At 46.3% G+C, this 25487-nt stretch carries 24 protein-coding genes; 11 read left to right on the top strand and 13 right to left on the bottom strand.

All coding sequences use genetic code 11. The features are described from left to right. The first annotated feature begins 6 nt into the window (after positions 1-6). The 4 genes from recJ (at position 7) to ACO1PK_RS04060 (ending at position 5446) form a co-directional block, all read left to right on the top strand. Positions 7-1740, top strand: a complete 1734-nt coding sequence (gene recJ / locus ACO1PK_RS04075) for a single-stranded-DNA-specific exonuclease RecJ (protein WP_423187397.1) — start codon at positions 7-9, stop codon at positions 1738-1740. Between the two features lie 199 nt (positions 1741-1939). After that, positions 1940-3038, top strand: a protein-coding gene (gene prfB / locus ACO1PK_RS04070) for a peptide chain release factor 2 (protein WP_423187396.1) whose coding sequence is annotated in 2 segments (ribosomal slippage) — positions 1940-2014 and positions 2016-3038 — 1098 coding nt in all. Because the reading frame shifts where the segments join, the coding sequence is not laid out codon by codon here. A 42-nt stretch (positions 3039-3080) separates the two neighbouring features. Continuing rightward, on the top strand, positions 3081-4601 hold the full coding sequence (lysS, locus tag ACO1PK_RS04065) for a lysine--tRNA ligase (protein ID WP_423187395.1): 1521 nt from the start codon (positions 3081-3083) through the stop codon (positions 4599-4601). 284 nt (positions 4602-4885) lie between these two features. Further along, entirely contained in the window at positions 4886-5446 is a 561-nt protein-coding gene (locus tag ACO1PK_RS04060; protein ID WP_423187394.1) for a DUF805 domain-containing protein, read from the top strand. A gap of 28 nt (positions 5447-5474) precedes the next feature. Here ACO1PK_RS04060 and ACO1PK_RS04055 read toward each other — a convergent pair whose 3' ends face one another. Further along, the gene (locus ACO1PK_RS04055) at positions 5475-5942 is read right to left on the bottom strand and encodes a CreA family protein (protein WP_423187393.1); all 468 of its coding nucleotides are present in this window, start codon (positions 5940-5942) and stop codon (positions 5475-5477) included. Between the two features lie 328 nt (positions 5943-6270). Here ACO1PK_RS04055 and ACO1PK_RS04050 point away from each other — a divergent pair, with 328 nt between their 5' ends. Then, positions 6271-6618: a PadR family transcriptional regulator gene (locus tag ACO1PK_RS04050; RefSeq protein WP_423187392.1), complete on the top strand. Its 348-nt coding sequence runs from the start codon at positions 6271-6273 to the stop codon at positions 6616-6618. Then, positions 6618-7559 carry an HAAS signaling domain-containing protein gene (locus ACO1PK_RS04045; RefSeq protein ID WP_423187391.1) on the top strand — a complete coding sequence of 314 codons (942 nt, stop codon included), beginning with the start codon at positions 6618-6620 and terminating at the stop codon, positions 7557-7559. The genes ACO1PK_RS04050 and ACO1PK_RS04045 overlap by 1 nt, the downstream gene beginning before the upstream one ends. A gap of 55 nt (positions 7560-7614) precedes the next feature. Here the strand turns inward: ACO1PK_RS04045 and ACO1PK_RS04040 are convergent, their stop codons facing one another. Together ACO1PK_RS04040 and ACO1PK_RS04035 are read right to left on the bottom strand one after the other, a co-directional pair. Beyond that, positions 7615-7836: a hypothetical protein gene (locus ACO1PK_RS04040; protein WP_423187390.1), complete on the bottom strand. Its 222-nt coding sequence runs from the start codon at positions 7834-7836 to the stop codon at positions 7615-7617. A 278-nt stretch (positions 7837-8114) separates the two neighbouring features. Further along, a complete protein-coding gene (locus ACO1PK_RS04035; protein ID WP_423187389.1) occupies positions 8115-8327 on the bottom strand; it encodes a hypothetical protein in 213 nt (70 codons plus the stop codon). Positions 8328-8511: 184 nt separating this feature from the next. Here ACO1PK_RS04035 and tadA point away from each other — a divergent pair, with 184 nt between their 5' ends. After that, positions 8512-9015 carry a tRNA adenosine(34) deaminase TadA gene (gene tadA / locus ACO1PK_RS04030; protein ID WP_423187388.1) on the top strand — a complete coding sequence of 168 codons (504 nt, stop codon included), beginning with the start codon at positions 8512-8514 and terminating at the stop codon, positions 9013-9015. On the opposite strand, the gene ACO1PK_RS04025 is transcribed toward tadA, so the two are convergent. Both ACO1PK_RS04025 and mltF read right to left on the bottom strand, forming a co-directional pair. After that, positions 8972-9136, bottom strand: coding sequence for a hypothetical protein (locus ACO1PK_RS04025; protein ID WP_423187387.1), 165 nt, complete (start codon positions 9134-9136; stop codon positions 8972-8974). The two genes, tadA and ACO1PK_RS04025, sit on opposite strands and share 44 nt — an antisense overlap. Before the next feature lie 103 nt (positions 9137-9239). Further along, a complete protein-coding gene (gene mltF / locus ACO1PK_RS04020) occupies positions 9240-10679 on the bottom strand; it encodes a membrane-bound lytic murein transglycosylase MltF (protein WP_423187386.1) in 1440 nt (479 codons plus the stop codon). Positions 10680-10826: 147 nt separating this feature from the next. On the opposite strand from mltF, the gene purL reads away from it, so the two are divergent. Continuing rightward, positions 10827-14717: a phosphoribosylformylglycinamidine synthase gene (purL, locus tag ACO1PK_RS04015; RefSeq protein ID WP_423187385.1), complete on the top strand. Its 3891-nt coding sequence runs from the start codon at positions 10827-10829 to the stop codon at positions 14715-14717. A gap of 42 nt (positions 14718-14759) precedes the next feature. Here purL and ACO1PK_RS04010 read toward each other — a convergent pair whose 3' ends face one another. The 5 genes from ACO1PK_RS04010 to ACO1PK_RS03990 all read right to left on the bottom strand — a co-directional run bounded on the left by ACO1PK_RS04010 (position 14760) and on the right by ACO1PK_RS03990 (position 21458). Beyond that, entirely contained in the window at positions 14760-15881 is a 1122-nt protein-coding gene (locus ACO1PK_RS04010; protein WP_423187384.1) for a GGDEF domain-containing protein, read from the bottom strand. A 49-nt stretch (positions 15882-15930) separates the two neighbouring features. Then, complete coding sequence (locus ACO1PK_RS04005; protein ID WP_423187383.1) at positions 15931-16848, bottom strand: histone deacetylase family protein; 918 nt, start codon at positions 16846-16848, stop codon at positions 15931-15933. Beyond that, entirely contained in the window at positions 16848-18692 is a 1845-nt protein-coding gene (locus ACO1PK_RS04000; protein WP_423187382.1) for a GNAT family N-acetyltransferase, read from the bottom strand. Before ACO1PK_RS04000 ends, ACO1PK_RS04005 begins: the two co-directional genes overlap by 1 nt. 189 nt (positions 18693-18881) lie before the next feature. Further along, positions 18882-19577, bottom strand: a complete 696-nt coding sequence (locus ACO1PK_RS03995) for an OmpW/AlkL family protein (RefSeq protein ID WP_423187381.1) — start codon at positions 19575-19577, stop codon at positions 18882-18884. A 174-nt stretch (positions 19578-19751) separates the two neighbouring features. Then, complete coding sequence (locus ACO1PK_RS03990; protein ID WP_423187380.1) at positions 19752-21458, bottom strand: lysophospholipid acyltransferase family protein; 1707 nt, start codon at positions 21456-21458, stop codon at positions 19752-19754. Positions 21459-21619: 161 nt separating this feature from the next. Here ACO1PK_RS03990 and ACO1PK_RS03985 point away from each other — a divergent pair, with 161 nt between their 5' ends. Continuing rightward, entirely contained in the window at positions 21620-22540 is a 921-nt protein-coding gene (locus ACO1PK_RS03985) for a 2-hydroxyacid dehydrogenase (protein ID WP_423187379.1), read from the top strand. Positions 22541-22850: 310 nt separating this feature from the next. Here ACO1PK_RS03985 and smrA read toward each other — a convergent pair whose 3' ends face one another. Continuing rightward, entirely contained in the window at positions 22851-23429 is a 579-nt protein-coding gene (smrA, locus tag ACO1PK_RS03980; protein WP_423187378.1) for a DNA endonuclease SmrA, read from the bottom strand. Between the two features lie 65 nt (positions 23430-23494). Further along, on the bottom strand, positions 23495-23785 hold the full coding sequence (locus tag ACO1PK_RS03975) for a hypothetical protein (protein ID WP_423187377.1): 291 nt from the start codon (positions 23783-23785) through the stop codon (positions 23495-23497). A gap of 395 nt (positions 23786-24180) precedes the next feature. Here ACO1PK_RS03975 and ACO1PK_RS03970 point away from each other — a divergent pair, with 395 nt between their 5' ends. Continuing rightward, positions 24181-24582: a response regulator gene (locus ACO1PK_RS03970; RefSeq protein ID WP_423187376.1), complete on the top strand. Its 402-nt coding sequence runs from the start codon at positions 24181-24183 to the stop codon at positions 24580-24582. A 79-nt stretch (positions 24583-24661) separates the two neighbouring features. After that, positions 24662-24958 carry an ArsR/SmtB family transcription factor gene (locus tag ACO1PK_RS03965; protein WP_423187375.1) on the top strand — a complete coding sequence of 99 codons (297 nt, stop codon included), beginning with the start codon at positions 24662-24664 and terminating at the stop codon, positions 24956-24958. A gap of 138 nt (positions 24959-25096) precedes the next feature. Here the strand turns inward: ACO1PK_RS03965 and rpsT are convergent, their stop codons facing one another. After that, positions 25097-25366 (bottom strand): 30S ribosomal protein S20, encoded by a 270-nt coding sequence (rpsT, locus tag ACO1PK_RS03960; RefSeq protein ID WP_423187374.1) that lies wholly within the window; start codon positions 25364-25366, stop codon positions 25097-25099. Positions 25367-25487: the final 121 nt, after the last annotated feature.

The following is a 25487-nucleotide window of genomic DNA, read 5'->3' as shown; positions in this document are numbered from 1 at the left end:
AATGCGTTGTTGCTAAAACAGATTAGTCGTAGATCTATACCCGAGTCAATATTGGAGTTAGATCCTGCCTTGCACCCTATTTTACGTCGTTTGTATCTTAGTCGGGGTGTGCGCAGTAGCGACGAGCTGCAACGCACCGCAGCGGCACTGTTACCCTTCCAACAATTAAAGGGCATCACCGCGGCGGCAGAACTGTTAGTCACCGCGTTACACCAGCAGCAACGTATTGTGATTGTCGGCGACTTTGATGCCGATGGCGCCACCAGTACCGCGGTATTAATGAGTGGTTTAAAAGCCTTTGGGTATAAATACCTTGAATATATGGTGCCCAACCGCTTTGAATATGGCTATGGTTTAACGCCCGAGCTGGCTGAAATTGTCGTGGCGCAGGGCGCTGAGCTGATAATTACGGTGGATAACGGTATTTCTGCCATTGAAGGCGTGGCTTTAGCCAAAAAAGCTGGGGTTAAAGTGTTGGTCACTGACCATCATTTACCCGGTGCCGAGCTCCCAGCTGCCGATGCCATTGTTAATCCTAATCAACCAGGTTGCAACTTCCCCAGTAAAGCCTTGGCGGGTGTCGGTGTAGCGTTTTATCTGCTACTGGCACTGCGGGCAACCTTGCGCGAGCAAGGTTATTTTCAACAGCATAATTTAAGCGAGCCCAATGTTGCCGAACTGCTAGATTTGGTGGCACTGGGCACGGTAGCTGATTTGGTGCCGCTGGATAGCAATAACCGTATTTTAGTGCATCAGGGCTTAATGCGGATTCGTGCTGGCAAATGCCGCCCCGGTATTCAGGCGCTAATTGATGTGGCTAACCGTCATGCGGCTAAACTGACCGCCAGTGATTTTGGTTTTGCGCTGGGACCGCGTTTAAATGCTGCGGGTCGCTTAGATGATATGGCATTGGGCATAAGCTGCTTGCTGGCGCCAAACTTAGGATTAGCGCGCCAATATGCGGCAGAGCTGGATGCCTTAAACGCCGAACGGCGCAGCATAGAACAGAGTATGCAGGTTGAAGCCCAAGCCTTTTTAAGTCAGTTATCCTTTGATGGTAGCAGCCTACCAGAATGCCTGTGTTTATACCGAGCCGACTGGCATCAGGGGGTAATTGGTATTTTAGCCGGGCGCATTAAAGAACAGTTTCATCGGCCGACTATTGCCTTTGCGCAGGGCGATAATGGCGAGCTTAAAGGCTCAGCCCGCTCGATACCTGGCCTGCATATGCGTGATTTACTGGAAGAAATTGCCAGCCAATACCCGGGCTTAATTAAAAAATTCGGTGGCCATGCCATGGCCGCTGGGCTTACCATCGCTGAAGAAAAGCTAGATACCTTTAAAGTGGCACTGGGGTTAACAGCAAAAAAATACCTGACGGCAGAGCAGCTAGAAGCCATTATTTTTAGTGATGGCGAGTTGGATCATAACTGCTTTGAACTGGATTTTGTGCAACTGCTGCAAAATGCGGGGCCTTGGGGCCAAGCCTTCCCTGAACCGGTGTTTGATGGCGAGTTTAAGCTACTCAATCAAAAAATGCTGGCCGATCGCCATTTAAAGCTAATGCTACAAGGGCCCGGCGGTAAGCTGGTGGATGCCATCTGGTTTAATGCCGACAACAAAGCCTGGCCCAATGTAAATATCCAAAAAGTGCGTATTGCCTATCAGCTGGATATTAATGAATACCGCGAACAGCAAAATCTGCAGCTGATTGTGCGGCATATGGAGGCCTTGGCATAAACCTAGCAAGCGTCCTTTTTTTGGATGCTGTGGCGTTTAGGTTAAACAGCTGCCATTAGTGCCGTGTTTTTAGGCCATGTCGCTATTGCTTTTGCTCATAGATAAGATAGAAATTTCTGTGCAATAACTGCCCTTAGCGGCAGTTTTTTTGTTATAATCCGCGCCAATTTTTTGTGTTGCATTACAGGTCAGCCACAGCATGTTTGAAGTAAATCCGGTTTATAACAGTATTAAAGATCTGACTGAACGCACTAATGTGCTTCGGGGGTATCTTTGACTACGATGGCAAAAAAGAGCGTTTAGAAGAAGTTTCCCGCGAACTGGAAGACTCTGCCATTTGGAATACTCCGGATAAAGCCCAGGCACTGGGTAAAGAGCGCTCGGCGCTAGAGCAAGTGGTTGGTACCATCGACAAGCTGGATCAAGGTTTAGAAGACGTTGCTGGTCTACTGGAGTTGGCGATAGAAGCTGAAGACGAAGACACCTTTGAAGAAGCCAAAGCCGAATTAGCCGAGTTAGAAAAGCAATTAGGCTTGCTAGAATTTCGCCGCATGTTCTCGGGCAAAAATGATCAAAATGACTGTTATCTGGATATTCAGGCTGGCTCGGGCGGTACCGAGGCACAAGACTGGGCCAGCATGCTGATGCGGATGTATCTGCGCTGGGGTGAAGATAAAGGCTTTAAGCCAGAGCTGTATGAAGTGACCGACGGTGATGTGGCCGGTATTAAAGGCTGTACCATTAAATTTACCGGCGAATATGCTTATGGCTGGTTACGCACCGAAACCGGTGTCCATCGCTTAGTGCGCAAAAGCCCGTTTGACTCAGGTAATCGCCGTCATACCTCTTTTGCTTCGGTATTTGTCTCGCCAGAAATTGACGACGATATCGAAATTGAGATTAACCCAGCGGATTTACGCATTGATACTTACCGTGCCTCGGGCGCTGGTGGTCAGCACGTAAACCGGACGGATTCAGCGGTACGGATCACCCACTTACCGACCAATATCGTGGTGCAGTGTCAGAACGATCGCTCGCAACATAAAAACCGCGATAATGCCTATAAGCAACTACGCGCTAAGCTGTACGAGTTTGAACTGCAAAAGCAAAATGCCGAAAAGCAAGCACTGGAAGACACCAAGTCAGATATCGGCTGGGGCAGTCAAATTCGCTCTTATGTATTAGACGATTCGCGCATTAAAGATTTACGCACTGGTATCGAAACCCGCAATACGCAAGCGGTACTGGATGGTAATTTAGATAAATTTATCGAAGCTAGCTTAAAAGCCGGCCTGTAATTTTAAACTTAGTTAATTAAACACTCACTCAGGAATCAAAAAATGTCTGAACAGCATAACCAACATGAAGAAATTCAAGATGTTAACAAACTGATTGCTGAGCGAAAACAGAAGCTTGCCGCGATTCGCGAGCAGGGTGTGGCCTTTCCGAATGATTTTCGTCGCGAGCATATCTCTGATGAAATTCATGCTAAATACGATGCGCTAAGCAAAGAAGAGCTAGAAGCCAACAAAGTGGAAGTTAGCCTGGGCGGCCGTATTATGACGCGCCGTATTATGGGTAAAGCCAGCTTTTGTACCCTGCAAGATATGGGCGGTAAATTTCAGGTTTATGTGGCGCGCGACAGCTTGCCAGAAGGCTTGTACAACGAGCAGTTTAAAAAGTGGGACTTAGGCGATATCGTTGGTGTAAAAGGCTATTTATTTAAAACGCAAACCGGTGAGTTAACGGTATGGGCGACTGAACTGCGCTTATTAACCAAAGCCTTACGCCCGCTGCCAGACAAATTCCACGGTTTAACCGATAACGAAGCGCGTTACCGCCAGCGTTATTTAGATCTGATCTCTAACGAGCAATCGCGTAAAACCTTTTTAGTGCGCAGCAAAACCGTGGCTTATATCCGCCGCTTTTTTAACGAGCACGGCTTTTTAGAAGTCGAAACGCCGATGCTGCAAGCGATCCCAGGCGGTGCTTCAGCCCGGCCGTTTGAAACCCACCACAATGCATTGGATATGCAAATGTTCCTGCGTATTGCGCCAGAGCTGTACTTAAAACGCTTAGTGGTTGGTGGGTTTGAAAAGGTGTTTGAGCTTAACCGTAACTTCCGGAATGAAGGGGTCTCAACCCGCCATAACCCAGAATTTACTATGCTGGAATTTTACTGGGCCTATGCTGACTATAACGACTTAATGGATTTAACTGAAAAGTTATTCCGTGGTTTGGCGTTGGATGTACTGGGCAGCACTGAAGTACCCTATCAAGGCGAAGTGTTTGACTTTGGCAAGCCGTTTGCGCGGATGTCGGTGACTGAATCCATTCTGCATTACAATCCAGAGCTGACTATTGAGCAATTAAATAGCCGTGAAGCTGTGGCGGCACTGGCAAAATCATTAGGGATTGAAGTAAAAGATAACTATGGTCATGGCCGTATTTTAATGGAAGTATTTGATGAGCTGGTCGAAACCAAGCTGCGTCATCCCACTTTTATTACTGAATACCCAGCCGAAGTATCACCACTGGCCCGTCGTAACGACGATAACCCAGAAATCACCGACCGCTTTGAATTCTTTATCGGCGGCCGTGAACTGGGTAACGGCTTTAGCGAGCTAAACGATGCCGAAGATCAGGCCGAGCGTTTCCGCGAGCAAGTCGCGCAAAAGGATGCCGGTGATGATGAAGCCATGTTCTATGACGAAGACTTTGTTACCGCACTGGAGCACGGTTTACCGCCAACTGCAGGCCAAGGTATCGGTATCGACCGCTTAGTGATGTTGCTGGCTGATGCTGCCTCCATCCGCGATGTGATCCTGTTCCCGCATATGCGTTTACATAACGATAAGTAATACTGTCATCACTCCGGTACGCCCGCCGTACCGGAGTTGCTCCTGCGATATTCAAAAACAATCCACAACACCAGTCGCTTCTGAGTTACTTTTGCATTATCAAGTAATGCATCTGTTCAAGCCGTTAACCGCAGAAAATACAGTAATAACACCCTCATGTATCTTTTTTCAGGTACTTAACGCAGTAAAGTCGTGGCTGTGACGGGTTGCTGTCACCGTCGGATCGTTACCAAAATCATTCGCTGGTGGTAGGATAGCCAATAGGTTAACTAGAAGGATTTGTTATGTTTATCAACAGTGCTCGGCTACGTGAACTCAGAACCGCTCGTCAATGGTCACAAGAGCAATTGGCTAAGCTCAGTGGCCTTAATCTACGCACCATTCAGCGCCTCGAAGCGGGGGCAAAGATTTCAACTGAATCTCTGCGTGCGTTAGCTGCAGTATTTGAAGTACCGGCAGACAGTTTGCTGCTTGGCGAGATCACACCCAGCCAGCAAGCGATGTTTGCGATAAGAGAAGAAATACTCCGTAGCTTGGAGTTTTCCGGTGTGACCAAGCGTTATGACTTCTGGTGGTTTGCGCTGGCGATATTGATGCTGCTTACACTGGCGTCTTTACTTACTGAAGCCTTAGGGCCCCTGCCATTGCAGCTCACATCGCTTTTGCTATTACTGCCTTGGATTGCGGCCTGTACCCGCCGCCTGCGAGATGCTGGGTTAAATCCATGGTGGCAGTTAATCAGCTTAGCGCCTGTAGCGGGTATTTTGGTTCTGTGCTATTTGTTAACTTATCCAACTAAAATGGCAGAGCCAACTGACACGACGCTCGGCAAAACCAGCCCGTAATCGTAATAAGCCAAATAGCACGAGTACTCTACGACTTCGGTATGCTCGCTTGGGTATAGGCCTCAGTTCCCCAAAGTGGTACTGTCGATAAACCATGTTTAAAGCTGCCCGAGGTTTCTTTGGTGGCGTAAGACAAATACATCAAAGTTTGATTTTGCGCATCGTAAATACGGCGGATTTTCATGCTTTTGAAAAACACACTTTTCGATTTAGTAAACAGCACTTCACCGTTTTTGCTTTTATCTATTTGAGCAATCATCTCGGCGGTTATCGGGCCGGTTTGCCGGCAAGCGATGGCGCTGTCTGAAGGATCGGCGAAATCTAAGTTAGCCTCAATGCTAGAAACATGACAGGTGACGCCAGTAACAATAGGATCAGTAAAAGCATCCAGTTTAATATCTTTAGTGGTGAAAAGCCCCAATGACACATCACCCACTTCATTTTTATTACAGCCGGTCAGTGCTAGTAATAATAAAACGCAACCCACTATGCGCATCTTTGACTCCCTCTGAGTAATTTTCTGGTGGCTACCAGTTTAGTCGTGCGTGGCAATAATAGCGCAATGCGTGGCCTTGCTGATAGGTGATTTTGGCAGAAATGGTTTCTCGGTTTGGCTAAACAGCTGTAATGCAACAACGATACCTATTTTTAGCTGTAACAGACTGTAATTACTTATCTTTTTAAATAAATTTCGCCAGAAATAATCAGGGGAAGCAAAAAATCATTTTTTAATTGATATCGCCCCTTGTTTTTATACTGTGTGCCAACTAGTATATTTAGCTGTGTGGTGCACAGTATGCGCTGCACAGTATTGGGAGCAAAAAATGACGCAATCGCAACTGGATAAAATTCGCCTTGAGCTGCGCCGCGGGGTGTTGGTGTTGGCGGTGCTGGCGTCGCTGAAGGAAGCGCATTATGGCTACTCGCTGCGCAAACAGCTAAACGACAACGGCATTGAGATTGATGAAGGTACTTTATATCCGTTGGTCCGCCGCTTGGCTGAGCAAGGGATACTGGACAGTGAATGGCAGCAAGGTGAAGGGCGAGAGCGGCGTTACTATCAGCTCTCAGCCAGTGGACATACTTTGCTGGTGCAGTTAACTGAAGAATGGCAACAACTTAATGGTGCACTGAGTAACTTACTGGGTGTAACACCAGAGGAGACAGCGTAATGGATCTCGTTACACGTTATATCGCTGCGGTGCAGCGTGAGTTACCAGAAAATAAGCGCGATGAAATTGGCCGTGAGCTGAATGCTAATATTCGGGATCAGCTGGACGCGTTGGCCGAGCAAAAGGGCGAGTTAACTGAGGATGATATGGTGGCGGTACTGCTTCAACTGGGGTCTCCTCGCGATGTTGCTGAGCAATTTGTACCTCCGCAGCCGTTAATTAGCCTAAGCTATATGCCGGTGTATCGCTATACCTTGTATATGGTACTGGGGATCCTGTTTGTGCTGCAAATTATTGCCAGCACCAGCACTTGGTTACATAGTCAGTTTGGTTTATTGCTATATCTAAAAAGTCTCGCCAGTGGCTTTATCGGTGATGCCTGTCTGGCATTTACTGCAATTACCTTAACTTACATGTTGGTATCGCGGGATGCCAATACTGCAGTTACAGCCACGCCGAGCTGGCATCCACGGCAGTTACCTGGGGTGGGGCCTGGCTGGCAGCATATCTCCATGCAAAATATTTTCACTGATTTAGGCACCTATGCTTTTTTGCTGGTGGTGATCTGGTATCCATTAGCGCTGACACCTGAGCAGTTAGCCGCCTTACCGATGCGTATCACTGATGCAACTTGGCAGTTTCTGGTGTGGAGTACTCCGGTATTACTGGCTGGTATTGTGCTAAATATTGGGCAACTAAAGCAGCGCTTTTGGAGTCGTAAAATGCTTGTTGCCAATATAACGTTAAACGGCGCACTCCTTTTTATATTGTTATATCTTGCGTTTAGTGGCCCAATCTTTATCGTTAAAACTGAGGTATGGCCTTATATATTCAGTACAGAGTCGCTGCACCGCAGTGTACTTTTAGGGCTGTATATTACGGCTTGTTTTCCACTTTACGAGTTATGGCGAGATTGTCGTCGGCTAAAACACTTTGGTTAATCTTTGTTAGAGGCTCACTTGCGGTAAGCCTCTTCAGTTTATTAATTCAGGGCAATTAGTACTGACGGCTGCGTTTATTATCCCGCACTAGCCACCAAATTAGGTAGCCAACCAATAATACTGGGGCCAGAGTCACTAAAAAGGTGATCGCAATACCTAAAATTGCCCCAACTAAGCCAACGGCTAGCGCAAATATCCCTGCAATAATCGCGAAGATAGTAGGTAAGCAGTAAATACCGACAATAACTAATAAAACGATAACGAGTGTTCTGTTCATATTAAGATCCTTTTTTGGCAAGTAAGTTAAGTTGCTAGAGTATAATCAATTGGCATGCCAATATTTTAATTATATTAAATCAATGACTTATAGTTTAGTTGTTGCTTTGTAAGGCAATGGCATTTTAGCTTTTAGTCAAAAAAACTAAAAAGTGGTGAAAATGTTAGAGTTTACTTGCTGCGTGATAACACTTTAGAAGATGGGGTTGTAGTAAAATGGCATACCGTAAAAAAACAAAAGGGCGGAGAGCCGCCCTTTAGCTGAAAATACGCTTTAACTTAAAGCTTATTAATTTGTTCTTTTAGCTGATAAGACTTATCGGTAACGATGCTTTCTAAGGTACCAACACGGTCCTTGAGTTTGGCGATTTCTGCTTGCAGTGCTTCGATATCGGCTTTACCTGCTTTCGTTTTAGTTTTCATATGCACTTCATAAGCCGAGTAGGCTAAGCCGCCAATAATGGCAATTGCTGCAATTTCAAAAGGTCCCATGGTCATCTCCTTAATGGTTTTTATGGTTTATAGCAAGTGCAGTGCCATTATTGTAAGGTATTGATTAAAAATAAATTAACTTCGCTACGATAACTGCACTTAGTGCAAAATACAAAAAATTAGTCAGCTTTTGCCTAGTCTAGTGGTAAAATTAACCAACGAAAGTGAATTTTTGTAAGGCTTTATGTCAGACGAACAGTGGATGCGCCACGCCTTAATGCTAGCTCAACGCGCCGAGCAACTTGGCGAAGTGCCCGTTGGTGCTGTGCTAGTGAAGGATCAACAGATCATTGCGGAAGGGTGGAATCAAATGATTCACCTGAACGATCCTTCCGCGCATGCCGAAATGCAGGCCATTCGCCAAGCTGGCCTGCGACTGGCTAACTATCGTCTGTTAGATTGCACGCTTTATGTCACTTTAGAGCCCTGCACCATGTGTGCCGGTGTACTTGTGCATAGTCGCATCAAACGTTTAGTGTTTGGTGCCAGCGATTACAAAACAGGCGCAGCCGGTTCAGTGCTCGATGTCGTGCGTTTTGACAAGTTTAATCACCAACTTGAAGTCACATCAGGGGTATTAGCTGAGGAGTGTGCCGGCATGCTTTCAGCGTTTTTTCAACGCCGTAGAGCGGAGAAAAAACAGCTTAAACAGCAGGGGCTTCCAGCAGATGTTGAAAATAAGCAATAAAACTGCGGCGGCGATGATGCACCTTTTTAACTTGTAAATTGCGCTTAATACGGCGGCGGCTAGAAGCCACATCCAGTAAGCGACGCCGGCGTTTAAGTGCCGGTTTTTTCCGTTTTAGCATTACAACTCCTTAACGTCTTGGTATTAGCAGGATAATAGGGCTGCAAAGGCCGAACTACAAGATGGTAGTATGAATTTATTATGAAACTGCCGTTACAGTCTCTTTACGGTTGTGACGTTTCTGAAGTCAATGGTTCGACTAACTGTTCGATTAATTTCTGCCGTTGTTGCTCTAATCTGAGTTCTAATTGTTGCCGCTCATCAACCGCCACCAAAGTGTCGTAATAACGCCGAATATTCTCCACATACATAGCGGCTTCATCACCGCGAGCAAAACCAAAGCGCGTGTGCTGATAAACCGATCTTTTGCGCAGTAAAGGTAAGCGTTGCTTTACCTCTAACCATTTATCCGGATCCGCGCCGTCGCGTTGTGTTAAACGCCTAGCATCTTCGACGTGTCCCCAGCCGATATTATATGAGGCTAAGGCAAACCATAGCCGATCTGGCATCGGAATGCGCTCAGGGATGCGCCTTAGCAATAGCTGTAAATAACGGCTGCCGCCATCAATGCTTTCTTCCGGATCTAAGCGGCTTTCTACACCCATTTGTTTGGCCGTCGGCAGCGTTAACATCATCAGCCCTCGGACCCCTGTGGGGCTGCGTGCTTTCGGATCCCAATGCGATTCTTGATAACTCAGAGCAGCTAATAGGCGCCAATCCAACTCTGCGGCATATTCGATAAACCAGTTTTTATACTTTGGTAACACCTGATCAATGGCCTGAATAAATTTCACGGTATCGACATAGTCAAATTGTTCAATATGCCCAAAGTAACGATCCTCTAGCGTCACTAAATCACCGTTTTGATAAACATGGCCAAAATATTCAATAAGCACGCTATACAGGCTATCATCTTGATTTTTGCGTAATAACCAGCCCACCGGTAAATTCTCATTCACCGTAAAAGCAATTCTTAATTGTGGAAAAAAGCGTCTATTTACTGCCAGTTGATGCGAGTCGGTAAGTGTGTAAGTAATACTGCCTTCCACCACTTTTTGTAAAATTTCATCGGCATCCAATTCTGTTGCTTCGCTAAATGGAATGGTCAGCGTTTCGTCTTGTAGGTTAGCCAAGGTTTCGGCATGGCTGCTATGCGCCATCACAATCACTGGCTGGTCGAGATCTGTGAGATCGGAGAGTTGTTGTGGTCGTTTACTACCTTGCCGATAAACCAGCACTTCGTTGATCCAGCGATAAGCCGGAGCGGCGCGAAAACGCGCCATCCGTGACGGTGTCAGGGTTAAGCCACCTGCAATAAAGTCAACTTGCCCAGTCGCTAATTTTTCTTGTAGCTCCTCTAAATCAAAGCTAGGCGCTAAACTCAGCTCTACCCCTAACCGATCTGCCAAAGCTCTTGCCAGCTCATATTCAAAACCGGTTGGCCCATCTACCCCAATATAATAGCTGGTAGGACCATGCAAAATGCCAACACGCAAAGTATTACGCTGGTAGATCTCAGTTAGTTGGCTAGCTTGCTCCGGCGCAGCTGGGGCGCAGGATAACAGCAAGTAACAACTACAAAGTATTAACAGCATTCTGAGCATAAATGGCGTCCGAAAAAATTTACCGTGCCAGTTATAACAAACTTCTTGCACTCAGTCAGGTTTTTCGCATATCACTTAGCGCGAATTTTCTTTATAATATGCCGCCTTTTAAGGTTCCACTGTCGTTCAACCAACGGAAATAAGCCTATGTTGATCCTGCGTGGTGCGCCTGCACTGTCCGAATTTAGAATTCAAAAATTACTAGACCTTTGTGCCCAGCAAAATTTGCCTGTTAGCGGTATTTACGCTGAATTTATGCACTTTGCTGATTTAGCTGCGCCGTTAAGCGCTGAGCAGCATGCTACTTTGGAAAAGCTGTTGACCTATGGTCCTTCCATTGCCAGCCATCAGCCTGTAGGCCAGTTAATATTGGTAACACCACGCCCTGGCACTATTTCGCCTTGGTCATCTAAGGCGACAGATATCGCCCGTAATTGTAATCTAGCGCAGGTGAAACGCTTGGAGCGCGGTATTGCTTATTACCTGACTGCAGAGGCGTTAAATGCGTCACAATTCGCTCAGGTAAGCGCGTTATTACATGATCGCATGATGGAAGCGGTTTTTGCTGAGCTAACACAAGCTCAAGCCTTGTTTGCTCAGGCTGCACCGGGTGAACTGAGTTCGGTGGATATTCTGGGCGGTGGCCGCGAAGCCTTAGCCAAAGCTAACGTAGAGTTAGGTTTAGCCCTTGCTGACGATGAAATTGATTATCTGGTTACCAATTTTCAGCAGCTTGGCCGTAACCCGAACGACATTGAGCTCTATATGTTTGCTCAGGCCAACTCAGAGCATTGCCGTCACAAAATTTTTAACGCTGATTGGACTATCGATGGCGTAAAACAGCCGAAATCGCTGTTTAAAATGATTAAAAACACCTTTGAGCAAACACCAGATTACGTATTATCTGCTTATAAAGATAACGCTGCGGTGATGGTCGGATCGGAAGCCGGACGTTTCTTCCCCACACCCGAAGGTAAAGATTACCAGTATCACCACGAACCGATTCATATTTTGATGAAGGTCGAAACGCATAACCATCCAACCGCAATTTCACCTTACCCGGGTGCAGCTACTGGCTCAGGCGGCGAAATTCGTGATGAAGGCGCCACCGGTGTCGGCTCTAAGCCTAAAGCCGGTTTGGTTGGTTTCTCGGTATCAAACTTACGTATTCCAGGTTTTGAACAGCCATGGGAAACCGACTTTGGTAAGCCAGCACGTATTGTCACGGCACTGGACATTATGCTGGAAGGGCCACTGGGTGGCGCGGCCTTTAACAATGAATTTGGTCGTCCAGCCATTAACGGCTATTTCCGTACTTATGAAGAAAAAGTCACCAGCCATAATGGTGAAGAAGTGCGTGGTTACCATAAGCCGATAATGATTGCTGGTGGTTTGGGGAATATTCGTGAAGATCATGTGCAAAAAGGCGATTTACCCGTTGGTGCCAAGTTAGTGGTATTAGGCGGCCCAGCGATGAATATCGGCTTGGGCGGCGGTGCGGCTTCGTCGATGGCCTCGGGTCAATCGGCAGAAGATTTAGACTTTGCCTCAGTACAACGTGAAAACCCAGAAATTGAACGCCGTTGTCAGGAAGTGATCGATCGCTGCTGGCAGCTGGGTAAAGATAACCCTATCGTGTTTATTCACGACGTCGGTGCCGGTGGTTTATCTAATGCCTTCCCAGAGTTAGTGAATGACGGTGGTGTTGGTGGTAAGTTTGAACTGCGCAATGTACCTAACGATGAGCCAGGTATGTCGCCATTGCAAATTTGGTGTAACGAGTCGCAAGAGCGCTATGTTATGGCCATTCCTGCCGACAAAATGCCAGTGTTTGAGCAAATTTGTAAGCGTGAACGCGCCCCTTATGCCGTTGTGGGTGAAGCTACTGCTGAGCAGCATTTAACCTTAAGTGACAGCTATTTTGGTAATACGCCCATTGATTTGCCACTGAATGTGTTGCTGGGTAAAGCACCAAAAATGCATCGTGATGTTCAGAGCCTGCAAGTACAGGGTAAGCCACTGGATCGCAGTGCTATTACCATTGCCGATGCGGCCGAGCGCTTATTGCGCTTACCGACCATTGCAGAAAAAACCTTCTTAGTGACCATTGGCGATCGTACCGTAACCGGTTTAGTGGCGCGCGATCAAATGGTCGGCCCTTGGCAGGTGCCGGTGGCAAACTGTGGTGTTACTGCAGCCAGTTACGATACTTATCATGGTGAAGCCATGGCGATGGGCGAACGTACGCCAGTTGCGTTGTTAGATTTTGCGGCTTCTGCACGTTTAGCCGTAGCCGAAGCTATTACCAATATTGCCGCGACCGATATTGGCGATTTAAACCGCATTAAGCTTTCCGCAAACTGGATGGCTGCAGCCGGCCACCCAGGTGAAGATGCCGGTTTATATGCCGCAGTAAAAGCCGTAGGCGAAGAGCTGTGTCCGGCGCTTAACGTCACTATTCCAGTGGGTAAAGACTCGATGTCGATGAAAACCCGCTGGCAGCAAGATGGCGAAGAAAAAGCGGTTACCTCACCGATGTCTTTGGTGATCACTGCTTTTGCCCGTATTGAAGATATCCGTAAAACCGTAACACCGCAGCTGCGCACCGACAAAGGCGAAACCGCCTTACTGTTGGTGGATTTAGGCCAAGGTGCTAACCGTTTAGGCGGCTCTTGTTTAGCGCAGGTGTATAAGCAGTTAGGCGATAAAGCAGCGGATTTAGAGAGCCCAGAGCTATTAATTAACTTCTTTAATGCCATGCAGCAATTAACCCGCGAGCAAAAATTGCTGGCATACCATGATCGCTCAGATGGCGGCTTGTTCGTTACCTTAGCGGAAATGGCGTTTGCCGGTAAAGCCGGTTTTACAGCAGATATTAGTGCCTTAGGTGAAGATGCGTTAGCAGCGCTGTATAGTGAAGAGCTAGGTGCAGTAGTGCAGGTAGCACAAGCGGATGTGGCCTATGTGCAGCAGGTGTTAGCGGCGCATCAGTTAGCGGCAGTAAGCCATGTAATTGGTAGCGTAAATAACAGCGATACGTTTGCAATCACCCAGCATGGTAAGCCAGTGTTTAGCGATAGCCGCACCCGTTTACGTTTAATCTGGGCGGAAACTACTTATCAGATGCAGGCGCTACGTGATAACCCAGCTGGCGCTAAGCAAGAGTTTGACGCTAAAGCCGATCAGCAAGATCCGGGCTTAAATGTTAAACTGAGCTTTGATCAAAATGCCGATATCGCCGCGCCCTTTATTTTAAAAGGTGCTGCACCTAAGGTCGCTATCCTGCGTGAGCAGGGCGTTAACTCACAGCATGAAATGGCTGCTGCCTTTAACCGTGCAGGCTTTACCGCTATTGACGTGCATATGAGCGATATCCTAGCCGGCCGAGTAAAACTCAGCGACTTTAACGGCTTAGCCGCGTGTGGCGGTTTCTCTTACGGTGATGTTTTAGGCGCCGGTGAAGGCTGGGCAAAGTCGATTCTGTTTAACGAGCAGGCGCGCCAAGAGTTCCAACGCTTCTTTGAACGGCAATCAACCTTTGCCTTAGGCGTTTGTAATGGTTGTCAGATGATGTCGAATCTGAAGAGCCTGATCCCAGGTGCCGAATTATGGCCGCACTTTGTACGTAATAAATCAGAGCGTTTTGAAGCGCGTTTTAGCTTAGTTGAAGTGCAGCAAAGCCCGTCGCTATTCTTTAGCGGTATGGCCGGTTCACGGATGCCTATCGCTGTTTCACACGGTGAAGGTCATGCTGAGTTTGCCAATGCGGCAGCCTTTGCCGCGGCTAATAGCAGCGGCACCATCGCGATGCGCTTTGTCGATAACTATGGTCAAGTGACTGAGCAGTACCCTGCGAACCCGAATGGTTCACCGGCAGGGATCACGGCGCTGACCACCACCGATGGCCGTGTCAGTATTATGATGCCGCACCCAGAGCGGGTCTTCCGCACTGTGGCGAACTCCTGGCATCCAGATGAATGGCAAGAAGATAGCCCATGGCTGCGGATGTTCCGCAATGCCAGAGTATGGCTAGGCTAGTTATAGCGCAAGCTTGATAAAAACCTGCTACGGCAGGTTTTTTTATGGTTGTTTAGCCATATCTTGTTGTTTCGTAATATATTGCTGTTGCACTTGGTTACGGCCTTGTTCTTTCGCGCGATATAACAAGCTATCGGCTAATTGCATTAACTCGCTGGAGCTATAGTGCGCTGCAGGATAGGGAATGGTGACGACACCCAGTGAGGCAGTAACCACACCGAATGGCGATTGACTGTGCGGATGCGCTTGGGCAAATAACTGCTGCGGGATGCTCAGCAGCGTTGGGGGTTGCTCACTGGAATGCTGCTCTACCAGTATAAACTCCTCGCCGCCAAAACGGACTACCAGCACATTGGGGTCTTGTGATAACAAACGCGAAATGTGCACTAAAATCAAATCGCCATCCAAATGCCCATAATGATCGTTGTAGCGTTTAAAAAAATCGATATCCAGTAAGCCGAGCGATAACTGTTGGTCGGGAGTTAATGATTGTAGTTTTTGCTGTAGTCGCTGTTCAAAGCTACGGCGGTTAAACAATCCAGTCAGTTGATCCGTTTCTGCTTTTTGCGTTTCTAGCCGCACCGCCTTAAACTGGCTTCGTAACAGGATATCAAGTTGGCGTTGCCAGCTAGCACAGAGCAAAATAGTAATGCTTAAGTAAAACACGCTCCAACCAGTATCAGTTGCCGTGCAATATTTTAGAAAAGCCAAACAGGCTAGTAACAGCAGCCACAGTAGAATTTTTTGCTGCACATTAAAAATGGGGATGGCAGTTAAGGCAATCGCAACGACCATAGGCCCACCTTCACCTAACTTGCCAAAGTACTGTGCTGCTGCGTAAAAAGTAACATTAAGCAACACAATAACTAAGGCACAGAGCGCGAGCCAGCTTTGGGTATATGTGGCAGCGGACAGCTTAAAAGAACACGGCAGAAAGATCAGTAACAGCAGCACAATACCTAGTCGGGTCAGATTATTTAGACTAAACCAGTTATCTCCCAGTGACATATCTATTAGATTAAACAACACCAGCAAGACAACACAGAGCAGTACTAGCCTTTGCATAGTGTTTTTAGTGCTTTGCACGATGTAATGGCGAAAGGCCACTTCACTCGTGGCATCTAAATAATAATGTGACGGGAAAAGGTGTGTTAAAAAAGACATAACTCACTATGCTTGCTGTTTTATAACAAGCATAGCAGTAATTAGGCTATTACATTAAGCCTTTTAAAAAAGCGACGACACTACGCCCCAAAGCACTTAATGCATAACCGCCTTCCAGCATAGCAACAACACGACCTTGGCAATGTTTATCGGCTAACACTTTAAGCTCAGTGGCTATCCACTGATAGTCGTCTTCGCGCAGCATAAAATGCGCCATCTCATCTTCAGCATGGCCATCAAAACCGGCCGAAATCAAAATCAGCTCTGGCGCAAAGTTATCTATTGCCGGTAACCAATGTTGCTGCACTTGCTCCCGCCACGCGGTGCTTTTACAGCCACCGGCTAAGGGTAAGTTGATAATATGCTCGTTACTGCTGTCCGCCCCGGTATAAGGGTAAAGCGGGTGCTCAAATGACGAGCAAAATAACACCCGTGGTTCATGTTGAAAAATATCTTCGGTGCCATTGCCGTGGTGCACATCAAAATCGATAATCGCCACCCGCTGTAAGCCGTAGTGATTTAACGCATGCTCAGCGGCTACTGCGATATTGTTGATTAAGCAAAAACCCATGGCCTGCTCGCGCGTGGCATGATGTCCTGGTGGCCTTATGGCACAAAAGGCTTGCTGGTTAGCGCCTGACATTACCTTAGCAACGGCATTAATACCGCTGCCAGCAGCATGTAAGGCGGCATTCAGGCTTTTTGGACCCATTACGGTATCCGGATCGAGCCAGATATGGCCCTCGGTGGGGGCTTTGGCAAACAATTCATCCACATAACGCTTGCCATGGGCTAAATACAAATCTTCGCGGCTAGCTGGGCTGGCATCCAGCTGCATCACCACGTATTCCATGCCTGAGCGGATCAATTGATCATTGATGGCAGATAAGCGTTCTGGGCATTCCGGGTGGTCCACGCCATTTTCATGATAATAACAGCTAGGATGACTGAAAATGGTAATGGGCATCAGTTCTCTCCTGCTGCAGTTAAATCTAATTTTAAATAGGCTTCGGAGGGATCATCGCTTTTTAAGCGAACAAAGCCCGCATTTTCAAATACTTTAAGCATAGGTTTATTTTCTGCACGGACATAGGCTTGCATGGAAGCCAGCCCGCGACTTTTTGCCACACTGATCATTTCTGCCAGCAGGCGCTTGGCCATGCCTTTACCTTGAAACTTTTCTCGGGTAACAAAGGCGACTTCGCAGCTATTTTGGCTTTCAATCAGGTAATAACGGCCAACGGCTTGGATTTCGACCACAGAGCCTTTTTGTTTCACGATACACAGGGCTAAATCTTTTGATTGATCGACACTCACCAAAGTACAGGATTTTTCTCGGCTCATTTGTGTCGGCACCGAGTTATAGCGCATTTGCAGGGTTTCTTTGGTATGCGAGTAGAAAAACTCTTGTAAACGCCGCTCGTCCGAGGGGTTAAGCGGGCGTAGATCAAAGCAATCACTGCCTACTTTTAACTCTTTAAAGCCCACAGGCCCCAGCTCAGGCACCTCAACGGGGGTTTGTACCTGATAATGCGGCACCCAGTAGTTTTTGCGTACTTCGGCCAATAATTGATTGCGAAACTTGGGGTGTGCCACTCGAATTAATTCTAAGGCGCGCTCGCGGATACTTTTACCGCGCAACGAGGCTACACCAAATTCAGTAACCACATAATGCACATGCGCGCGGGTCGTTACCACACCAGCGCCTTCGCGAATATGCGGCACGATGCGCGAGATCGTACCATTTTTTGCCGTTGAGGGCAGGGCAATAATCGGCTTACCGCCATTGCTCATCGAGGCACCTCGGCTAAAATCGACTTGACCGCCCACCCCGCTATAAAACTGATGACCAATGGAGTCGGAGACTACTTGCCCGGTTAAATCCACTTCAATGGCGCTATTGATCGACACCATCCGTTCATTGCGGGCTATATTCGCCGGTGAATTCACATATTCACTGGGGTAAAAACCAATATGCGGGTTCTGATGCACAAAATCATAGAGCGGTTTGGTGCCAATACAAAAACTGGTGACGCTTTTGCCAGGATGAAAGGTTTTGCGTTTGTTATTAATGACACCTTTTTTTATCAGCTCTAATACGCCATCGGTTAACAGTTCGGTATGTAAGCCCAAGTCTTTGTGATTACTTAAATAACGGGTGACCGCAGCACAAATCTTCCCTACACCAACTTGTATCGTAGCACCATCTTCGATCAGTAAGGAAACATATTGACCAATGCGTTCAGTACGCGCATCAAGCTCAGGCTGCTGGACTTCGGGCAAGGGTTGTTCCGCATAAAAGAAAGCATCAATTTCATCTTTATGAATAAAAGATTGACCATAAGTGACGGGCATCGAAGGGTTGACTTGGGCAATGACGATTTTAGCGGCACGTGCGGCAGCGGCAATGACATCCACGGCTACGCCTAAAGAGTGATAACCATGCTCATCTGCAGGGCTTACCATAATCAAAGCCGCATCCAAGGGTAAGACGCCATCGGTAAATAGAGCGGGGATATCTGTCATAAAGCAGGGTGTGTAATCAGCTCGGCCTTCGGCTACCGCCTCGCGAATAGTATTGCCACCGATAAAGAAGGTATTTACTTTAAAAAGATGCTGATATTCGGGTCTGGCCCATTTGTTATCCGACAGGGTGACCAGTTGCACGATTTCGATATCATGTAAACTCTTGGCATTCGCAATCAAGTCATCAATCAGCTTGGTCGGCACACTGGCATGAGAGCCGATAAAGATTCTATTGCCGGATTTGAGTAATTGTTGCCAATTTAATTTCGAGAGCGGACTTGGCATAACAGCTCCATGTTGTCTGGCGCACTTGCCGAAGCTAAGTTCGATAGTAGGCTATCTGAAGCATTAGCACAGAACAGTCAAAAATCTACGCTTACTTTAATCGATAACCGTTAATGAAAACAGCCCCGACTTTGGTCGGGGCTGTAAGCAAATACCCTAAATATCATTTAGTTTAGGATTGAAGCTGTATTACAGTGTCCAGCGCAGACCAATCATCGCCACTACCGGATCAATGGCAACATCTAAGCTTTGTACTGTGTTGCCGTTCACCCGAACATGCGCCTTAGTATCGATATCGATTTTACTTACCATTACATGGATACCCAAGTTATCAGAAAACTTGTAGTTCACACCGGCTTGAGCCGCTAAACCCCAAGAGTTTTTCAGTTTGATGGTAACGGGATCGTTTGCTGCGGCTGCACCTAAGGCAACTAAAGTAGTTTTTAGCTGCTGATCGGCTTCAGTATTAAAGAAATTGGTATAGTTAACCCCTAAACCAACGAAAGGCTGAATATTGCTATTACCTAAGTCGAAGTAATACTGCGCTAATAGCGTTGGTGGTAAATGCTTAGTTTTACCCACTTTTAAGCCGTCAATACTACCTGAACCGGTGATATCATGCGTAAATGGGGTGGCTGCAATTAACTGTACGCCCCAGTTTTTCGTGAGTTTATAATCAAAAGTTAAACCGACTTGGGTGTTGCTGTTGACAGAAACACCCGTTGAACCAGCTGGTAAACCTGCAACGCTTTCAACGACGTCTAAGTTAGTGCTGCTATCTTTTGGCATCACGCTGATGGCGCCAACGTTGACAGAGAATTCAGCCATTGCTGGTGCAGCTAATAAACCTAAGCCCAGAGTTACAGCGGTTAACATTGTTTTCATTTTACTCTCCCATTAGATAAGTAAGGCTATTCTGCGCTTATTTGCCTGCAAAACTTTGGGCTAGATCAAGAAAGCCCACGGCAAAGTGGGCTTTTAGTGGCGAGATTTGTTCTGTATCAATAAATTGTCAGGTCGCTAGCACAACTTTGCTAGACGTAATGCTTACTTCGTGGCTCAGTCTAAATAGCGTGCTCTTTTGTGGGCTTTAATCTGGTGGATATCGACCAGCACTAAGCCATCAATACAATCAGCAAAGTCAGGATCGGTACCAAAGGCTAAAAATTTAACCCCACCTGGCTCACACAATTCACTGTACTGTTTATATAGGGTTGGAATGCTCACGCCCATGTTCGCCAACAAGTGTTTTAGCTGCACAAAGTCTTCGGCATAGTTGTTACCACTAAAATTAGCCTGCAGTGCATGCAGAACAGTGGGTGGCAAATCATAGGGACTATTAGAAATAGCAGTATGTTGATCATCATTAAAGTAAAGGGTGTAAAAATACACCATAAGATCACGCGCAGCTTTGGGATAAGTGTTCGATAAGCTTACGCCACCAAATAAATAACGTACTTGCGGGTTTTGCCGTAAGTATGCTCCTATGCCATACCAGAGATAATCTAAGCTGCGCTTGCCCCAGTAACGCGGCTGCACAAAGCTGCGTCCCAGCTCAAGTCCTTGCGCTAGATAAGGCTGCATTTTATCGCTAAATTGAAACAGCGATGCGGTGTAAAGTCCCTCTTTGCCATGCTCAGCCAAGATTTTCGCGGTATCGGCTAACCGATAAGCGCCCACAATTTCTAAATCCTCTTTATCCCAAAGGATTAAGTGTTGGTAATGGCTATCAAAGCGATCGATATCACGACGTAAGCCACTGCCTTCGCCAACGGCGCGAAATGATAGCTCTCGTAATCGGCCAATCTCGCGCATAATGGCGGAACTTTGTTGATGCTGATACAAATAAATCAGTTTACCATCTGCGGTTTCGCCTAACAGCTGGCAGCTTTCAATCGCCTTTTTGAGAATTTTTCGATCTTCAGGGTGGGCAATGGCACTTTGCGTTTTAAATAAGGCTGGTTTGTCTTTTGCTAAGCGATACAGATGTTTTTTAAATAACTTAACTTTAGCGGGTAGCTCTAAAGCTAAATTACTGAAACTATCGTAAGGAATTTGCTCGCCAATACGCATGCTAATGGTTTTTTGTTTTTGCTTAAACATTTCTTTAACCAATAGCATGGTCGCCAGCGGCTTATACAGCATAGAGGCACTGTAAAACCACACCGAATTGCGGCCATCAATATGCACCGGCAAAATAGGCGCATTGGCTTGCGTGGCAAAACGTAAGAAACCACTGTGCCATTTACCATCGCGAATACCATTGGGTTTTAAGCGAGAAACTTCGCCTGCCGGAAATAACACTAAGGCACCCTCTGCCGCTAAATGTGCTTGAATAGCATCTAGCCGTCGCCGCTCGGTGCCACCTTGCATGTTGTTTACCGGCAGTAATAAGTTATGTAAGGGCTTGATAGCCATTAATAGTTGGTTAGCGAGTACCTTTACATCGGGCCTAATATCACTCACCAGTTTCAATAGTGCCAAGCCGTCTAATGAACCAATAGGGTGGTTAGCAATAATAACTACGCGACCAGAAGAGGGGATCCGCTCTAATTCGTTATCGCGCACTGCATAGCGAAAGTTAAAATAATCGAGGACTTGCTCTACAAATTCTAAGCCCTGTAAGTGGGGATAGCGTTTGGTAAAGGCCTGAAACTCCTCTTCATGCAATAGGTAGCTCAACATGCCTTTAACAGGGCCGTACAGCCAAGGCTTTTGCGTGACGTTAGGTAATTGCTGTTGAATCATTTGTTCGACATTTAGCATAAAGGGTGCTCCCGACACTGTTACCAGCGCTAAGGCTAATCAGCGTGTATGACACTGCGGTGGCGGTTTTATGGCTTTTTTTTGAATCTGCTGTGCCAGTCGTGTTGCACTAACCGAATATGCTAAAGTAATGAGCTTACCGCTATTGCTAAGGAGCTAAAGTGGCTATTGCACTGATTATTCCAGATAGAAAGCTAGACGATTTACAACAACGTTTACAGCAGGCGTTGCCTGATACACCGATAGAGATTTGGCCGCAGTTAAGTGATCCGGCAAAAATTACCTTTGCCGTATTATGGAAGCAACCGCCCGCTGTTGTCGCACAGCTGCCTGCATTGCGTGCTTTACAAAGCTTTGGTGCTGGCGTAGATGGCATTTTAGCGGATAGCACCTTACCGCGTTTACCATTAGCCCGTATTGTCGATCCCGCGCTCACGGCAGCCATGTTGCAGTATTTAAGCGGCATTGAAAGTTATTATCGTCTGCGTTTGGATTTTTTTCGTGACAACCAGCAGCAGCACCTTTGGCAACCGCGTAGCCCCCGTAAGCTAAAAACACTATGTGTCTTGGGGTTAGGCGAGCTAGGTGCCGCAACTGCGCGCTATTTTCAGCAACAAGGCTACACCGTCAATGGCTGGTCTCGCACCCCAAAAGATGTGCCTAGTGTGCATTGCTTTGCCGGTACGGTGCAGTTAGCGCCGGCCTTGGCAGAAGCTGACTTAGTCATTTGTTTACTGCCGCTGACTCCGCAAACCGAGAACCTACTTAATGCCAACGTCTTCGCCATGATGCAGCCAGGCGCTATTTTTATTAACGTGGCGCGCGGTGCCATTGTTGATGATCAGGCACTGATTGCAGCACTGGATAGTGGGCAGCTACAAGCTGCTTGTTTAGATGTGTTTCGACAAGAGCCTTTACCTGCAGAGCATGTTTTTTGGTCGCATCCAGCAATTTTGATTACGCCTCATACGTCAGCCGTGACTCGTGTGGACACTGTTGTGGCACAAATTGCCGAAAATTATCGGCGTAGTCATCAAGGCTTACCTTTACTGAACCAAGTCGACTTAAACCAAGGTTATTAATCGCTAAGTGCTGGTTAAAAATACAGCTGTTGTAACTTGGTGATATCTTTATTACACTGAATTTGCTAATAAACTTACACGATTATTAGCGGTTTCTAATAACAATAATAATATTGCTTGAGGTTGGTTTATGAGTAAAGCGTCCAGTCGTGGGTTTGGCTTTACCACACTAGCAATTGCTGTGCTGGTGATGGCATTGTCAGCCTTCTTTATCAAGGCTGAAGCAGTAACCTGGTTACTGTAATAAAATAAGGGCTGTATGTTGCAGCCCTTATTTGTTTAATCGCTTGTAGCACTTTGATGGTATGCATTATTTTTTGGTATGCCGCTCTCGATTCTCGCGTTTTTGTTCAGCATTCTTTTGTAATAACACATAGGTTGCACTGTAACTACCGTGCTGACGTTGCGCAGTATGTGCTGCTAGGACTTCAGCAAAGCTGGGTAACCACTTGAACACATAGCTGCGTAAAATGGCGGGATGAGGTTTGCTGTTGCGCCCCATACCATGTTGAATCAGTAAGGTTCTCACACCACGTTGGTGACAGTCGCTGATAAACTGCTGCAACTGGCTGCGAGCTTCTTGTAAGGTTTTACCAAGCAGATTAAGGGTAGCATCGCATTGATACTTACCTAATCGAAGATTACGATAAACGCCTTGTTGCACACCATCCTTACAGTAAGCAAAGACATCGTCTGGTTTCACCAGTTCAACGTACTCCATGCTTAAATAATGCGGATCATATTCCATTTCTTGTTCAGCCGCTTTACGTCTGGCTTGTTGCGCTAACGTCGGGCTAAATTCACCACTTTGTTGTAAAACGGCATCTTGTGCTAAAGGTTTAACATCAGCCATTTCTTGCAGAAACAACTCAAACTCATCATGTTGCATGCTTTACTCCAACACAAACTACTTATGGTCTAGTATAGCCTGCTAAGTGTTTTGGAAAAAGTCGCTTAATCAGCTTGCGGGCTGAGTTTGCTTGCGGTGAGTTCGCTTTCTTTAGCAGTAGCCTGAGCTTTTTTCTTGGCGCTGGCAAACCGGATTAAATAATAGGCGTTGATTAACAGTACCAATAGGTTAGAAATAACGCCTTGTGGTATAGCAATGTGGCTGTAATAAACAAAAAGCAGGCTACAACCTATTAATGTGGCTAATCTTAACCAAAACACATCTTTAATGAAAAAAGCGCCAATACAAATGGTCAGGCCAACCCAGCTAATAATGTCGTAGATCAGATTTTCCATGTTATTGCTCCCAGTAAGGATGTTTAATTGTGCGCATTATGAGCAGTGTTGAGTGTTTGCTCAACTGAGGAATATTGCGGATTTAGTATTAGATTTTTTAATGATTGAAACGTGATTGTCATCTTGCACCTAGTCCAGAGAACTTTCTATGCGAATAAGCGCTCTCTTGGCGATTTTTTCTGAACAATATGGTGGGTGCATGCTCTAAACGACCTTGTCTGGATCTAATCCAGAACTTTGTTACATTTAGCGGCTTTGCCTGCACATTCAGTCGAAAAGCTGCTAATATTAGTTTTGTCCATCATTTTACACTTAGTGTCCGATCTGCTGGTGAGAGAGTGCCAGTGTTCGAATATCGTTAGCTCGGGGATAGTCAACAAGGAGGTGCTTCAAGGATGCAAGCTAACCAATTTCAGTCAATGGAGCTCAAATCCAGTAGCAAGTTAAACGCGTTAATTGTCGATGATACTGTCGCGGTTCGATTGTATTTGAAACGAATTTTGCAGGAGCTTGGTGTGCAGCAGGTATTTGAAGCCTCTGATGGGGTGCATGCTGAGGCGATATTCCTGCAACAGCAGCCGCAGTTAGTGTTTCTAGATATTCAGTTACCCGATGTAAATGGTCAGGTGTTATTGGAAAAATTTCGACGTCGTGACCAGCATTCCCATATTTTTATGATTTCAGCTTACTCCAGTGTTGATAACTTGAAAGCGGCGGTTGCCGGTGGTGCAGAGGCTTTTGTAGTAAAGCCGTTTACGGCAGAACGGATTTCTAATTTGGTGCAACCATTATTGTAATTGATGGTCATAACGAGTCGAACACGCTTATTTCGCAGTGCTTCGAACTTATTTTCATTCTAGTAGACGGTGTGAGAACATGAATTTAGAGGATATGCTGAAAAACTCGGCAGAGGCAGTTAAATTACTTAAAGCGGTTTCCAATGAGCGGCGCTTATTGATTTTATGTCATTTACTCGACGGCGAAATGTCTGTTGGTGAGATTAATGATAAATTGGATTTAAGCCAATCCGCATTATCTCAACACTTGGCGTTGTTACGTCGGCATAAACTGGTTAAAACTCGTAAAGAAGCACAAACGGTATTTTATCAACTAAACAGCTCACAAGCTGAAGCTTTAATAGCCTTGCTACATAAACTGTATTGTCAAGAGTAAGCGGTTTAAATCTCATGCTCTGTTTGCCTTAAGGGTTGAACAGAGTAGAGCGCATAGTTAAGTTGTCAGCACTCTGCATTGCCAAAAAGACCAACAAAAAAGCCAGCATAAGCTGGCTTTTTTGTTTGACACTGTCAATTAAGCAGTTTTTAACGCTTTTACATGGGCGTTTAAACGTGACTTATGACGAGCTGCTTTGTTCTTATGGATCAGACCTTTGGCCGCCATACGATCAATAACAGGTACCATTTTGTTGAATGCTTCCTGAGAAGCAACTGCGTCAGCAGTTAACACTGCTGCGTAGGTTTTCTTGATGAAAGTACGCATCATAGAACGTTGACTGGCGTTTTGCTGACGACGTTTTTCTGATTGTATTGCGCGCTTCTTAGCAGACTTAATGTTAGCCAAGGTAACACTCCTAAAAACTAAAACCGGACTCTTTAAAGGCCGCATAATATGCCTATTTACTGTGCCATTGTCAAATGCTTTCCGCGAAAAGGCGAGGAATTAAATTGGTCTTACTACTGGT

This window comes from Alishewanella sp. d11 (assembly GCF_049390205.1).
Taxonomy (GTDB): Bacteria; Pseudomonadota; Gammaproteobacteria; order Enterobacterales; family Alteromonadaceae; genus Alishewanella.
Note: the sequence above shows the minus strand (reverse complement) of the source record. Positions and strands in the feature narration are given on the sequence as shown.

Excerpts from the sequence above, each read along its gene's own strand:
- ACO1PK_RS04000 (WP_423187382.1), bottom strand. The coding sequence starts at position 18,692 with ATGCCAAGTCCGCTCTCGAAATTAAATTGGCAACAATTACTCAAATCC.
- ACO1PK_RS04045 (WP_423187391.1), top strand. The coding sequence starts at position 6,618 with ATGGATCTCGTTACACGTTATATCGCTGCGGTGCAGCGTGAGTTACCA.
- lysS (WP_423187395.1), top strand. The coding sequence starts at position 3,081 with ATGTCTGAACAGCATAACCAACATGAAGAAATTCAAGATGTTAACAAA.
- ACO1PK_RS03990 (WP_423187380.1), bottom strand. The coding sequence starts at position 21,458 with ATGCTAAATGTCGAACAAATGATTCAACAGCAATTACCTAACGTCACG.
- ACO1PK_RS04060 (WP_423187394.1), top strand. The coding sequence starts at position 4,886 with ATGTTTATCAACAGTGCTCGGCTACGTGAACTCAGAACCGCTCGTCAA.
- ACO1PK_RS04035 (WP_423187389.1), bottom strand. The coding sequence starts at position 8,327 with ATGGGACCTTTTGAAATTGCAGCAATTGCCATTATTGGCGGCTTAGCC.
- ACO1PK_RS03995 (WP_423187381.1), bottom strand. The coding sequence starts at position 19,577 with ATGAAAACAATGTTAACCGCTGTAACTCTGGGCTTAGGTTTATTAGCT.
- ACO1PK_RS04010 (WP_423187384.1), bottom strand. The coding sequence starts at position 15,881 with ATGTCTTTTTTAACACACCTTTTCCCGTCACATTATTATTTAGATGCC.
- tadA (WP_423187388.1), top strand. The coding sequence starts at position 8,512 with ATGTCAGACGAACAGTGGATGCGCCACGCCTTAATGCTAGCTCAACGC.
- smrA (WP_423187378.1), bottom strand. The coding sequence starts at position 23,429 with ATGCAACATGATGAGTTTGAGTTGTTTCTGCAAGAAATGGCTGATGTT.
- mltF (WP_423187386.1), bottom strand. The coding sequence starts at position 10,679 with ATGCTCAGAATGCTGTTAATACTTTGTAGTTGTTACTTGCTGTTATCC.
- ACO1PK_RS04025 (WP_423187387.1), bottom strand. The coding sequence starts at position 9,136 with ATGCTAAAACGGAAAAAACCGGCACTTAAACGCCGGCGTCGCTTACTG.
- ACO1PK_RS03965 (WP_423187375.1), top strand. The coding sequence starts at position 24,662 with ATGAATTTAGAGGATATGCTGAAAAACTCGGCAGAGGCAGTTAAATTA.
- ACO1PK_RS04055 (WP_423187393.1), bottom strand. The coding sequence starts at position 5,942 with ATGCGCATAGTGGGTTGCGTTTTATTATTACTAGCACTGACCGGCTGT.
- ACO1PK_RS03975 (WP_423187377.1), bottom strand. The coding sequence starts at position 23,785 with ATGGAAAATCTGATCTACGACATTATTAGCTGGGTTGGCCTGACCATT.
- ACO1PK_RS03970 (WP_423187376.1), top strand. The coding sequence starts at position 24,181 with ATGCAAGCTAACCAATTTCAGTCAATGGAGCTCAAATCCAGTAGCAAG.
- ACO1PK_RS04040 (WP_423187390.1), bottom strand. The coding sequence starts at position 7,836 with ATGAACAGAACACTCGTTATCGTTTTATTAGTTATTGTCGGTATTTAC.
- ACO1PK_RS04005 (WP_423187383.1), bottom strand. The coding sequence starts at position 16,848 with ATGCCCATTACCATTTTCAGTCATCCTAGCTGTTATTATCATGAAAAT.
- ACO1PK_RS04050 (WP_423187392.1), top strand. The coding sequence starts at position 6,271 with ATGACGCAATCGCAACTGGATAAAATTCGCCTTGAGCTGCGCCGCGGG.
- purL (WP_423187385.1), top strand. The coding sequence starts at position 10,827 with ATGTTGATCCTGCGTGGTGCGCCTGCACTGTCCGAATTTAGAATTCAA.